Source organism: Methylobacterium sp. 1973 (genome assembly GCF_040545035.1).
Classification (GTDB): Bacteria; Pseudomonadota; Alphaproteobacteria; order Rhizobiales; family Beijerinckiaceae; genus Methylobacterium; species Methylobacterium fujisawaense.
Genome location: NZ_JBEPLA010000002.1, coordinates 174,788 through 186,880, shown reverse-complemented (window position 1 = coordinate 186,880; position 12,093 = coordinate 174,788). Strand labels below are relative to the sequence as shown.

9 protein-coding genes are annotated in these 12,093 nt (G+C 71.3%); 5 read left to right on the top strand and 4 right to left on the bottom strand.

Annotated elements, in window-relative coordinates:
* Positions 1-89: 89 nt before the first annotated feature.
* Complete coding sequence (locus tag ABIC70_RS04670) at positions 90-1,502, bottom strand: DUF4105 domain-containing protein (RefSeq protein WP_043357293.1); 1,413 nt, start codon at positions 1,500-1,502, stop codon at positions 90-92.
* Positions 1,503-2,100: 598 nt separating this feature from the next.
* On the opposite strand from ABIC70_RS04670, the gene ABIC70_RS04665 reads away from it, so the two are divergent.
* Complete coding sequence (locus ABIC70_RS04665; RefSeq protein ID WP_043357295.1) at positions 2,101-2,529, top strand: Ros/MucR family transcriptional regulator; 429 nt, start codon at positions 2,101-2,103, stop codon at positions 2,527-2,529.
* A 137-nt stretch (positions 2,530-2,666) separates the two neighbouring features.
* Here the strand turns inward: ABIC70_RS04665 and ABIC70_RS04660 are convergent, their stop codons facing one another.
* On the bottom strand, positions 2,667-3,620 hold the full coding sequence (locus ABIC70_RS04660; RefSeq protein ID WP_236961451.1) for a PAS domain-containing protein: 954 nt from the start codon (positions 3,618-3,620) through the stop codon (positions 2,667-2,669).
* 743 nt (positions 3,621-4,363) lie between these two features.
* Between ABIC70_RS04660 and ABIC70_RS04655 the strand changes: the two genes are divergently transcribed.
* Together ABIC70_RS04655 and ABIC70_RS04650 are read left to right on the top strand one after the other, a co-directional pair.
* Positions 4,364-5,299 carry a sugar kinase gene (locus ABIC70_RS04655; protein ID WP_354439007.1) on the top strand — a complete coding sequence of 312 codons (936 nt, stop codon included), beginning with the start codon at positions 4,364-4,366 and terminating at the stop codon, positions 5,297-5,299.
* 116 nt (positions 5,300-5,415) lie between these two features.
* Positions 5,416-6,222 carry a DUF502 domain-containing protein gene (locus ABIC70_RS04650; protein WP_374701387.1) on the top strand — a complete coding sequence of 269 codons (807 nt, stop codon included), beginning with the start codon at positions 5,416-5,418 and terminating at the stop codon, positions 6,220-6,222.
* A 257-nt stretch (positions 6,223-6,479) separates the two neighbouring features.
* Here the strand turns inward: ABIC70_RS04650 and ABIC70_RS04645 are convergent, their stop codons facing one another.
* Together ABIC70_RS04645 and recG are read right to left on the bottom strand one after the other, a co-directional pair.
* On the bottom strand, positions 6,480-6,803 hold the full coding sequence (locus ABIC70_RS04645) for a hypothetical protein (RefSeq protein WP_043357302.1): 324 nt from the start codon (positions 6,801-6,803) through the stop codon (positions 6,480-6,482).
* A gap of 285 nt (positions 6,804-7,088) precedes the next feature.
* Complete coding sequence (gene recG, locus ABIC70_RS04640; RefSeq protein ID WP_354439005.1) at positions 7,089-9,320, bottom strand: ATP-dependent DNA helicase RecG; 2,232 nt, start codon at positions 9,318-9,320, stop codon at positions 7,089-7,091.
* A 97-nt stretch (positions 9,321-9,417) separates the two neighbouring features.
* Here recG and ABIC70_RS04635 point away from each other — a divergent pair, with 97 nt between their 5' ends.
* Positions 9,418-10,302 carry an alpha/beta fold hydrolase gene (locus ABIC70_RS04635; RefSeq protein ID WP_043357310.1) on the top strand — a complete coding sequence of 295 codons (885 nt, stop codon included), beginning with the start codon at positions 9,418-9,420 and terminating at the stop codon, positions 10,300-10,302.
* A gap of 536 nt (positions 10,303-10,838) precedes the next feature.
* Positions 10,839-12,083 (top strand): UbiH/UbiF family hydroxylase, encoded by a 1,245-nt coding sequence (locus ABIC70_RS04630; RefSeq protein WP_354439004.1) that lies wholly within the window; start codon positions 10,839-10,841, stop codon positions 12,081-12,083.
* Positions 12,084-12,093 lie beyond the last annotated feature (10 nt).

Sequence of the window (12,093 nt, the reverse complement as noted above, 5' to 3'; positions counted from 1 at the left end):
CCGCGGCCAAGGCTTCGACCGAGAAGGCTTCCACCGAGAAGGCTTCCACCGAGAAGGCTTTGGCCAACAAGGCTCCGGTCGAGGCCCGGTCAGGCCTCGGTCGGTCCGCCCCCCCGCACGGAGGATTGCTGGGTGAGCGGGCTCAGCGGCGTCAGACCCCGTGCCCGCCAGTTGCGCAGGAGACGCCATCCGACCCGCCGCCACGCGATCGACGGGACCGGCGAGGCCGGATCGACGAGGGCGCTGAGAGCCCGCGTGTAGTCGAGCACGAGGCCCGGGGTCCAGGTCATCGACCGCGCCCCGTTGCGCAGGAAGGCCGCCGCCCAGAATTCCGGCGTGGTCAGCGCCGCAGCGAGCTGCCGCCAGGGATGACCGCCGCGGCTGAACGCGCCCTCGACCGCGATGTCCAAGGCCTGGGCCACCGTGGTGGAGCAGTTGCGACTGATGAAATTGTAGGTGGTGTCGGCGCTGTAGTACGCCCAGAACGCCCGCAACCGGGCGGCGTCGATGCCGTTGAGCGTCACCGCCACCGTCGCCGGGCACCAATCCGCCACCTCCGCCTCGTGGGAGGGCAGAAAGCGTCCGGGCACGTCGTTCTCGGGGCCGGCCCGCAGGCTCGACCGCAGGTTGGCAGGCGAACGGTCGATCTCCACCGCGGGATAGTGGCTGATGTAGAGGTCGTCGCCCTGCTGCAGGGCGGCGTGGCCGGTGGAGAACCGCCCCGCCTTGTCGACGGAGGCGACGTAGCGCCGGATCAGCCGCTGGCCGGCGGGGGTCGTCGCCTGCCCGGTGGGGGTCCAGACATAGACCGTCAGGCTGCCGGGCTCGGCGTTGCCGACGGAGGCGGCCGGCTCGGCTGTGCCCAGGCGCCGGGTGCGCAGCCCGGCCAGCGCGAGGTTGGCCCCGTTCAGGATTAGGAACATCCCGATGCAGTAGCCCACCGTGCCGGCATACCAGGTCGGCCAGGGCTGGAGATGGAACAGGCCGAAGGCGATGCTGAGGCCGCCCAGGGCCACCGACATCCGCCAGCCGGAAAACTTCAGCAGGCTCGCGATCGTGATCCGGACCACGCCGTCCACCGTGAAGGCGATGCCGAAGATCATGGCGAGCAGGAAGGTGCTGTGCCGGGTGGCCATCATGATCAGCACCGCCATGACCGACAGCAGCACGCCCTTGAACAGGCGCAGCCGGCGGGCGGCGCCGAGCGCGGACAGGCCGGCGGCGAGGGAACTCACGCCCTCCGCCAGCAGGATCAGGCCGAACCACCGGTCCGGAACGTGGAGCGCCCCGTCCAGGGAATCGATCGCCACGAGGATGCCGAGCGACGACCACAGCAGGCCCGTGGCGACGATCAGGTGCCAGTGGCGGCGGACCGCGGCCCGCCCGACGAGGAGCATCCAGAGGGGCGCCATCCGGCCGCCGGCGGCGTCCGCGCCGCCCGGTCCGGGCGCGTCGAGCGCCGAGAGCGCACGCGGGATGGAGGTCGAACACGGTCCGGACATAGGGGTCGCCCTCGAAAGCGCGCGTCAACGAGCCTCTCGCACAGATCCCGCCATGCCGTCACGGCCGGAGCGAGGCTCCCGACACGCACGAGGTCTGAGGAGCGCGCGAGGCGCACGATCGAGACGACGATCCACAACTTGCCTGAGGACTTTGTTAATCGCGGCCTCGCACGGGCCCCCGCGCCGGTCGCGGATGGCCGGGACGACGACCGTGCCGCCGCCTCGCCCGCGCCTCCCGCGGCCCGGCGGCATCCCGGATTGTCCCACGTCTCCGCGACTGATTCGGCCGCTGACAGCCTGTCATCGCGCGACCATTCGCAGTCATCGGCCGCAGGCCGCCGCAGCAAACGCCGCCACTGCGCAATATTTGCGAAGCCTCCCGAGATGGCAACCTCATGTTGCCTCGCAAGAACAGAATGTGTTCAAAGCACATCTTAAGATAAACCGTAGACAAATCGCACAGTTTTTGTATTGTTACGCGCCAATCTTGGCAGACTCGAAGTAATTCGGCGCATGATCGGGCGGTAAATCACGATCAAGAGTTCGGATTTGTCGGTGCGCCGATGCTCAAGCTTCGTTTCTATGCACTGGGGGATACATGAATACGATCGAATTGAACGAAAAGGCCTCAGATCTGAACACAGATCTGATCAAGTGCACGGCTTCACTGGTTGCAGCTTACGTGTCCCGGAACGCGGTGGGGGTGGGGGACCTGCCGGTTCTGATCGATCAGGTGCATACGGCCATAACGGTCCTGCAGGGGAGCGCCTCGGGATCCGGTGCGGGCTGGACCGGCCCGACCGCCGCACAGATCGAATCCTCGATCCAGCAGGATGGCCTGATCAGCTTCATCGACGGCCGGTCCTACAAGACCCTGAAGCGCCACCTGACCGCGCACGGCCTGACGCCCGAGCGCTACCGGGCCAAGTACGGCCTGCCGGCCGACTACCCGATGGTCGCCCCGGGTTACGCCGCCAAGCGCTCGGAGATCGCCAAGGCGATCCAGCTGGGCCACAAGGCGGCCTGAGCGAAACCCGGTCCGCACCGCCCCTCGACGCCCCATCCGGGCGCCGAGACGGGTGCCGAGACGGGCGGGCGCGGATCCGGGCTGCGGGCCGGCGCGGCAGGATTGCCCCGTTGGGGCCCGCCGCGCGCGGGCGCGGCTCAGACCCGGGCGACGGCCAGGGTCCCGTCATCGATGGGAACGAAGCGGACGCCCGCCCGGCGCAACGCATCGACCGCGTGCAGGCGGGACCGGCTCCCCCGATGCTCGCTGTCCTCCTCCAGGCGCCGCACCGTGGAATGCGACAGGCCGCTCGCCTGGGCGAGATCCATCATCGACCAGTCGAGCAGGGCCCGGGCGGCGCGTAGATGGTGCCCGGTGACGGAGTGCTCCAGGCCCTCGTGCGCGCCGACCGGCACGGGGGCATGGCTGCGGACAGGGTACTTGAGGCCGCCACGCCCGAGATAGGTCCCGTCCAGGTCCCAGATCGGCATCGTGAGAATCCGGAAATGCCAGAGCTCGCCGTTGGCGAGACGCTCGTGGGCCGTGCCCTGGAAGAACGCCCGCCGCTCGATCCGCTCCGCGGCCGCCGCCTGGAAGGCGCTCCGCTCCTCCGGAACGATCAGGAGATACGGATCGGCGCAGATCTCCTCGAGGGGGAGGCCGTGGACCTGGGCGACCGCGAACGGGATTTCGCGGATGCGATCGAGGCCCATCGAGAAGGTCGTGATGTGCTCCGTGAGATAGAGCGCGCCCTGGCGCCGCCGCTCCTCCTGCCGCAGGCGCGCCAGCTGCTCCCGGTCGCTCACGTCGAGCGCCGTGCCGTTGAGGGCGACGGGGCGCCCCTCCGTCGAGAACCGGATCTCCATCGTCAGCGACAGGGTGCGAACCGTGCCGTTCGGCCGGATCACCCGCACGATGACCTCGCGCGGGACATGCCCCTGCCGGATATCGGTCAGCGCCGGCATCAGGTGCCGATCCTCCGGGTGGATCAGACTGAGCAGCAGGTCATAGCGCGCCTTCGCGGCATTCGGCACCAGACCGAGCAACCGGTAGAATCCCGGAGACCAGATCTGCTCCCCACCCGCGAAGACCCAGCTCCACGCACCGCTCATCCCACGACTTTCCGTGAGAGTCAGGAACTCTCCCGAAGAAAATGTCAGAGCGCTTAAAGCAGTATGGAACATCTCAGCACCGCGCGGACCATATCATCGTTCCACACATCCGAACAAGGGATTTTTATTGCGATTAATTCATAATTAAGCTCAATGTTCAAGCAATAATGTAAAATGTTTTGCGGAATCTATTTTACAATACAGCATTCCCATCCAATCCGACCCAGATCATCGTGATGCAGCCCATGACCTGCGGGCTTGCGCCTGCCACGCTCCGCTACACGGACATTCCGCCTGCGGAACCCTCATCCGCCCCCGCGGCGCGCCGCCTGAACCGCATCGCGACCGGCTCTCGATCAGTGCACCCGCAAAAGTTGGCACCGTGTCTCGCTCACGCATGTTTCAAAACAATGATCATCCGCGATAACATTGGATCTATTCCGAGCAAGAGGCTTGGCGGCACCATATTTCCCCGAGCTATTCACTGAATATTGGATAAATCGCGATCCATATTCGTAACAAAGATATTTTAATACGCCGGGCCACAAGACGATTTCGTAAATATTACGGAGCAAATATTTATTCTCATCACCTCGCGCCGGCGGCCATGGTCGCGTGTTCAATCGGTCGCCGGTCCGCACGGAGGGGCGCGGATCCGGGATCCGGTGCGGCCGCGCCGGCGGACGGTTGACAGGTCGGGCCGAACAATGCGGGGAGGTGGGCCGCACACCGGGAGGAACCGCATGAGGGTCGCCTGCATCGGCGAGTGCATGGTCGAGCTGTCCGAACGCCCGGACGGGACCCTCGTCCAGGGCTTCGGCGGCGACACGCTGAACACCGCGCTCTATCTCGCGCGTCTCGGCGTCAGGGTCGATTACGTGACGGCGCTGGGCGACGATGTCTGGAGCGACGCGATGGCGGCAGCCTGGGGCCGCGAGGGCATCGGCCTCGACCGGGTCCGGCGGCTGCCGGGCCGGATGCCGGGGCTCTACATCATCCGCACGGATGCCGCGGGCGAGCGCAGCTTCCACTACTGGCGTGATCGCGCCGCGGCCCGGGACCTCTTCACCGGGCCCGGCGCCGCCGAGACCGAGGCGGCATTGGTCCGCTACGACCTCGTCTACCTGTCCGGCATCAGCCTCTCGCTCTACGGCGAGACCGGGCGCGCCACCCTGTTCGGGACGCTGGCGCGCCTGCGGGACCGAGGCGGTCGGGTGGCCTTCGACACCAATTACCGGCCCCGCGGCTGGCCCGACCACGACGAGGCCCGGGCGGCCTTCCGCGCGGCCCTGGCGCTGGCCGACCTAATCTTCGCCTCGGCGGAGGATCTGGACTGGCTCTTCGGCGCGGCGGGGGCGGACGAGGTGCTGCGCCAACGCGGTCGGGCCGAGATCGTGCTCAAGGCCTCCAGCGGATCCGGGCCCGTCGCCCGGGTGCTGCACGGGGCGGCCGACACCGCCGTGCCGGCCAAGCCGGCGGTGCGGGTCGTCGACACCACGGCCGCGGGCGACAGTTTCGCGGCCGGCTATCTCGCCGCGCGCATCGCCGGGCTGACACCGGAGGCCGCCGCCGGCGAGGCCCATCGCCTCGCCGGGGCGGTGATCGGGCATCGCGGCGCCGTGATTCCCCGGGACGCGATGCCGGCACCCGCCGTCCGGCAGCCCGCTCCGGAGGCCTGAGGGTCGCCGGGACCGGGGGCCGCCCTTGAGGCGGACAGGCGCAACCGCTACCTCTGCTCCCGGGGGACGATCCCCGCAGCTTCATCGCCGCGCGTGGTGCGGCCGAGAGGGCACCCGTGGCGCCGAGTCCCCCGCCGATTCCCCCGCCGATCCAGATTCCCGAGCCCGACGCCGCCGCGGGCGGCGGCGCCCCGAAGACGCGGGTCAGCGCGCGCGGCCGGCTGCGCACCTACTTCCTCACCGGGATCATCGTCGCCGGCCCCCTCGCCATCACCGCCTACATCACGTGGTGGTTCATCGCGCTGATCGATTCGTTCGTGAAGCCGCTGGTGCCGGCGAGCTACCTGCCGGACCATTACCTGCCGTTCTCGATCCCGGGCCTCGGCCTCGTGATCGCCTTCCTGGCGGTCACGCTGCTCGGCTTCCTCACGGCCAACCTCGTCGGCCGTTCGGTGATCGAGTTCGGCGAAGTCCTGCTGGCGCGGACGCCGGTGATCTCCGGCCTCTACAAGGGCCTGCGGCAGATCTTCGAGACCCTGTTCTCGGCCAACGGCACGTCGTTCCGCACGGTGGGGCTGGTGGAGTTCCCCGTGAAGGGCACATGGTCCGTGGTCTTCCTGTCGGCTCCCGCCGGCCACGAGGTCGAGGGCGCGCTGCGCGCCCGGGGCGCCCCCGCCGACGAACTCGTCGGCGTCTTCCTGCCCTGCGCCCCCAATCCGACCACGGGCTTCTTCTTCTACCTGCCCCGCGCCGAGGTGGTGGAACTCGCCATCAGCGTCGACGACGCCGCCAAGCTGGTGATGTCGGCCGGGGTGATCCAGCCCGAGGATCCGCAGGGGCGCCTCAACGCCATGGCGGCGACCCTGCGGACGGCCCAGCAGGCCGGCGGAACGGTGTCGCGTCGGGAGCCGCAGGACGCGTGAGGCCGCGCTTCCGGGCCAGGCTCGCTTCGGGCGCGGCGCCCGCCCGGCTCCGAGACCGACCCGTCACCGCGCGCGCAACACGGCGACCCGGTCGCGGCCGCCCGCGCGGCGTGACGCGCCGCCGGATTGCGTCGTCTCCCTCGCAAAGCCCCTGAAGGCGGGGCCGATGCCGCCTGCAGGGCGGACGAAAAAGGCCGGCCCGCACAGGTGCGGACCGGCCTGGAATGCCTTGGAAATCCCGTCCGTTCCGCGGCGGCTCAGCGCTGCAGCGAAGCCGTCTGCGGAGCGATGGTCGGCGGGGTCGCCTGCGCGACCGTCACGGCGCTGCGGGGGGGCGTCGGCCCCCAGCCGGCGGCGCATTGGAGCGTCAGGGCGAGACCCAGCGCGATGCACAGCCCGTTGGCGGCCAGCCAGAAGGGGCGGGCGGCCCGCCGCACGGCGGCCTGCAACTCGTCCGCGGTCTTGCCGGCCGCCTCGGCGGCGCGATCCGAGATCGGCAGCAGCCAGGGCTCGGTCGGCAGGGCTTGGATACCGGCCATCTCGTGGGAGCCCGGCAGGTTTTGGAACAGTCCGTTCGACATGTCCGTCCTCCAGATTCGTCCGTGATGTCCCGGCTTACCGGGCCATTCGTTCATCTCCAGTTAAGGGAAGAATATGGCTGATGCAAGATCGCGAGGCCTGTCCGGAGCCTGCCGGGCCGCCGCCAAGACGCGGCCAAGCTTCCGCCTAATCCCAACAAGTTCTTGATAAGATTGGTCTTTCCCGAGAGCCTGTGACATTGCGGCATCGGCCTCCCGGCTTGGCCGAGCGAGGGCGATTCCCGCCCCCACCGTTCAGGAACACCGGACTTTCCTGAACGAAACCGTTCATCCGGCGCCGATCAAGCGGATCGCAGCCTCGCGCTCGAACAGGTAGAGCAGCACCCGCAGCGCCTGCCCGCGGGGGCTCTTCAGTCCGGGGTCGCGCTCGACGATCATGCGGGCATCGTCGCGGGCGGCTTCCAGCAGGGCGGCATCGCTCTCCAGGCGGGCGAGCCGGAACGCGGCCATGCCGGATTGCCGGGTGCCCAGCACTTCCCCCTCGCCGCGGAGCTTCAGGTCGGCCTCGGCGATGCGGAACCCGTCCTCGCTCGCGCGCATCATCTCGAGCCGCGCCCGCGACACCTGCCCGAGCGGGCCCCGGTAGAGCAGCAGGCAGGACGAGGCCTTCGAGCCGCGCCCGACCCGGCCGCGGAGCTGGTGCAGCTGCGCCAGCCCGAACCGCTCCGCGTGCTCGATCACCATGATGGTCGCCTCGGGCACGTCGACGCCCACCTCCACCACGGTGGTCGAGACGAGGAGCTTGGTCTCCCCGGCGGCGAACCGGGCCATGGCGGCATCCTTCTCGGGGCCGGGCATCTTGCCGTGGATCAGCCCGACCGCATCGCCGAAATGCTGCCGCAGGTCGTCGAAGCGCTCGGCCGCGGCGGCAAGGTCGACGAATTCCGATTCCTCCACCAGCGGGCAGATCCAGTAGACCCGCTCGCCGCCCGCGATGGCCCGGGCGAGGCCGGCCACCACCTCGTCGATCCGCTCGGTGGGCAGGGTGATCGTGCGGATCGGCTGGCGGCCGGCGGGCTTCTCGTCGAGGATCGAGACGTCCATGTCGCCGAAGAAGGTCAGCGCCAGGGTGCGGGGGATCGGCGTCGCGGTCATGACCAGGAAGTCCACCGCCTCGCCCTTGGCGCCCAGCGCGAGGCGCTGATGGACGCCGAACCGGTGCTGCTCGTCCACCACCGCGAGGCCGAGATCGCGGAAGGTGACCGCCTCCTGGAATAGGGCATGGGTGCCGACCAGGATGTCGATCTCGCCCGCGGCGAGGGCGGCGAGCGTGCTCTTGCGCTCCGCGGCCCGGTCGCGGCCGGTCATCAGGCGCAGGCGCAGACCGCCGGCCAGGGGCTTGAGCCGCTCGAAATGCTGCCGGGCGAGGATCTCGGTGGGGGCCATCAGGGCGGCCTGACGGCCGGCCTCCACCGCCGAGGCCATGGCCAGCAGCGCCACCGCGGTCTTGCCCGAGCCGACATCGCCCTGGAGCAGGCGCAGCATCCGGCGGGGCGCGGCGAGATCGGCGCGGATCTCCGCCACCGCGCGCGCCTGGGCGCCGGTCAGCGCGAAGGGGAGGGCGGCCTCGATGCGGGCGCTCAGGGCGCCGTCGCCGGCATTGACCCGGCCGGCCTTGCGTCGCTGGCGGGCGCGCAGGAGGGCCAAGGCCAGTTGCGAGGCGAGCAGCTCGTCGTAGGCCAGCCGCTTCCGGGACGGCGTCGCGGGCGGCGGCTGGAGCGGATCCTCGGCCTTCGGGGGCGCCTCCTCGGGGCGGTGCTCGAGGCGGAGCGCATCCGCGAAGGCGGGCAGGCGGTTCCTCTCCAGCCAGGCCGGGTCCTGCCATTCCGGCAGGACCGGCAGCCGGTCGAGGGCCGCCACCGCAAGCTTGTTGATCGCCCGCGAGGTCAGCCCCTCCGTGGCGCCGTAGACCGGCTCGACGGCGGGCAGCTCGGCGAGTCCCGCCTCGTCCACGATCCGGGACGGGTGGACCATCTGGCGGGTGCCGTCCCAGAGGTCGATCCGGCCGGTGATGTAGCGGTGCGCCCCGAGCGGCAGCATCTTCTCCACCCGGGCGCGGGGCATGCCGAAGAAGACCAGGGAGATGTCGCCGGTGGCATCCTCCACCAGAACCCGGTGCGGGCGCCGGCCCGAACCGATCTGGGCCGGCCGATGCGCCACCACGGTGACGCCGATCGTCACCGGCTCGCCGACGGGCGCGTCGCTGATCGAGCCCATGAGCTTCCGCGCCACGCCGCCCTGGGGCAGGTGGAACAGCAGGTCCACGACCCGGGCCTCGCGCTCGGGGGTGCCGAGCAGCTTCTCGATGAGGGGCGCCATCTTCGGGCCGATGCCCGGCAGGGCGCGGGCCGGCGCGAACAGGGCGTCGAGAATGCTCGGGCGCAGGGCGGGTGCGTCGGCCGATGCGGCGGGACGCGCACGGGCGACCTCGCCCTCGGACGACTCGGCCGCGTCGGGGTCCTTCAAGGCCGGGTCCTGAGTCGCGCGTGCATCTGTCATGGCGGTTCGGCGGACATGGTGCCGGAGGCGCCTTATCATCCGGTGCATCCCGGCGCGCCAGTGCGGCCGATGAAGACCGAGCCCAGAGACCGATCCCATGGCCAGCGACTTCCTGCCGGGCTTCGACCGGCACCGGATCGAGACAGCACCGGGCGTGACGATCCATGCCCGCTCGGCCGGCTCGGGCCCGCCGGTGCTGCTGCTGCACGGCCATCCGCAGACCCTCTCCACGTGGCTCCACGTCGCCCCGCAACTCGCGGAGCGCCACAGCGTGGTGGCGATGGACCTGCGCGGCTACGGGGATTCGTCGAAGCCCCCGGGCGGGGACCGGCATACCAATTACGCCAAGCGCGCCATGGCGGCCGACGCGGTCGCGGTGATGCGGGCGCTCGGCCACGACCGCTTCGCCGTGGTCGGGCACGACCGGGGCGGGCGCGTCGCCCACCGCCTCGCCCTGGACCATCCCGCCGCGGTCGAGCGGATCGCCCTGTTCGACATCGCGCCGACCGCGACCATGTACGCGCGCACCGACAAGGATTTCGCCACCCGGTACTTCTGGTGGTTCTTCTTCATCCAGCCCCATCCCCTGCCGGAGACGCTGATCGGGGCCGATCCGGAATACTTCCTCCGCCACCACGTCGAGGGCCAGTCCAAGACGCCCGGCTCCACCCCGCCGGACCTCTTCGCCGAGTATCTGCGCTGCTACGCCGACCCCGCCTGCCGCCACGCGATCTGCGAGGATTACCGGGCGGCGGCCGGGATCGACCTGGAGCACGACGCCGCCGATGCGGAGGCGCGCGTCGCGGCGCCCCTGTTGGCGCTCTGGGGCGCGAAGGGCGTCGTCGGCCAGACCTACGACGTGCTGGCGACCTGGCGCGAGAAGGCCACCACCGTCTCGGGCCGGGCGCTGGATTGCGGCCACACCCTCCAGGAGGAGCGGCCGGACGCGGTCGTCTCGGAGCTGACGGCGTTCCTGGGCTGACGGCGGTCAGCCGCCCGGAGCAGATCGACCGCGAGGTGGGCCGACAGGGTCTCGCCCCGGTCGAGACCGCCGGGCTCGGCTGCCGCCCAGGCCTCCGTCGCGGCCAGGGCCCGGACCTCGGCCATCGCGGAGAGGGCGGTCCGGGCCCGGCGCACCTGCGCCACCGCGATGCCGTATCCCGCCACCGCGTAGCCCCCTGCGACGAGGGGCAGGGACATCGGCCCGGTGCCGCGGCCCGCGACGCGGATCCGCCGGTCTCCGGTGGCAGTGTGGCGGCGATCGGCCGGCCGCAGCAGGCGGGGCGGCGCACCTCCGGTATCCGGCGCGTGGCGGGAGGTCGGATCGAATCGCGACGGCATGCGGATCTCCGGGCGTGCGGCGCTGTGGCCTGCGCGGATCGGGCTTGGCAGAGAGAGCGGAATGCTCAGATACGGGCAAGGGCCGCGCCGACGGGAGACCGTGGCGGCGGCCATCTCCCGGGCGGGGGGCGCGGAGCCCGGCCGACCCAGGAACGAGCGGAGCGCGTGCGGGGCAACATGTCCGAAGGAGCCAAGGTCGGAGCGGGCCAGGTCGGAGGCGCCGCGACGCCGTTCGAGGTCGCCGTGGTCGGGGCCGGGGCCGCGGGTCTCGCCGCGGCGCTGGCGGTCGCCCGGGAGGGGATCCCCACGGCGCTGGTCGGCCGCCACGCCCCCGTGGCGGACGGGCGGACCGTCGCGCTCCTCGATGGGTCCGTGCGCTTTCTGGAGGCGCTCGGCGCCTGGGAGGCGGTGGCGCCGCACGCGAGTCCCCTCTGCGAACTCCAGATCGTCGACGACACCGGCAGCCTGTTCCGGCCGCCGCCGGCACGCTTCCGCGCCGCCGAGATCGGCCTCGACGCCTTCGGCTGGAACGTCGAGAGCGCCCGGCTGGTCGAGAGCCTGCGCGCCCGCGCCCGGGCGCAGGACAACCTCACCCTGGTCGAGGCGGACGCCGCCGGCGCCGTGCCCGGCGAAGCGACGGCACGCATCGCCCTGGCCGATGGCGCCGCGGTCGAGGCCCGGCTGGTGGTGGCCGCCGACGGCGCGCGCTCGCCGCTGCGGACCGCCAGCGGCGTCCGCGTGCGCGACTGGACCTACCCACAGAGCGCGATCACCACGATCCTGGCCCATGCGCGCCCGCACCGGGACGTCTCCACCGAGTTCCACACCCGGTCCGGTCCCTTCACCCTGGTGCCGCTGCCGGGCGGTCACCGGTCCAGTCTGGTCTGGGTAACCGGGGAGGGCGCGGCCCGGCGTCTCGCAGCCCTCGACGACGCCGCTCTGGGCCAAGCCGTGGAGCGGCAGGCCCGGGCGATGCTCGGCGCCATGCGGGTCGACGGCCCCCGCGGCCTCGTGCCCATGCGCGGCCTCGCGGTGACCCAGCCGGTGGCGAATCGGCTGGTTCTGATCGGGGAGGCGGCCCACGTCTTCCCACCCATCGGCGCCCAGGGGCTCAATCTCGGCCTGCGCGACGCAGCGACCCTGCGCGATACCCTGCTGGTCGCCGCCCGGGACCGCCGCGATCCCGGCAGCCGCCCGGTGCTCGACACCTATGCGCGGGCGCGCCGGGTCGACACGGCGGCGCGCACCGCCGCGGTGGATCTCCTCAACCGCAGCCTGCTCACCGGCCTGCTGCCGATGGACGCGCTCCGCGGCCTCGGCCTGCTGGCGATGACGCAGCTCGGACCGCTGCGCCGGCTCGTGATGCGGGAAGGCGTGCTGCCCCGGCTCGGCGCCCCGGAGCTGATGCGGGCGGCCCGCTGAACCGCGGGCG

Bases quoted from the DNA above. Each gene is read 5' to 3' on its own strand.
- ABIC70_RS04655 (WP_354439007.1), top strand. From the start codon at position 4,364: ATGAGGGTCGCCTGCATCGGCGAGTGCATGGTCGAGCTGTCCGAACGC.
- ABIC70_RS04635 (WP_043357310.1), top strand. From the start codon at position 9,418: ATGGCCAGCGACTTCCTGCCGGGCTTCGACCGGCACCGGATCGAGACA.
- ABIC70_RS04630 (WP_354439004.1), top strand. From the start codon at position 10,839: ATGTCCGAAGGAGCCAAGGTCGGAGCGGGCCAGGTCGGAGGCGCCGCG.
- recG (WP_354439005.1), bottom strand. From the start codon at position 9,320: ATGACAGATGCACGCGCGACTCAGGACCCGGCCTTGAAGGACCCCGAC.
- ABIC70_RS04645 (WP_043357302.1), bottom strand. From the start codon at position 6,803: ATGTCGAACGGACTGTTCCAAAACCTGCCGGGCTCCCACGAGATGGCC.
- ABIC70_RS04660 (WP_236961451.1), bottom strand. From the start codon at position 3,620: ATGAGCGGTGCGTGGAGCTGGGTCTTCGCGGGTGGGGAGCAGATCTGG.
- ABIC70_RS04665 (WP_043357295.1), top strand. From the start codon at position 2,101: ATGAATACGATCGAATTGAACGAAAAGGCCTCAGATCTGAACACAGAT.
- ABIC70_RS04670 (WP_043357293.1), bottom strand. From the start codon at position 1,502: ATGTCCGGACCGTGTTCGACCTCCATCCCGCGTGCGCTCTCGGCGCTC.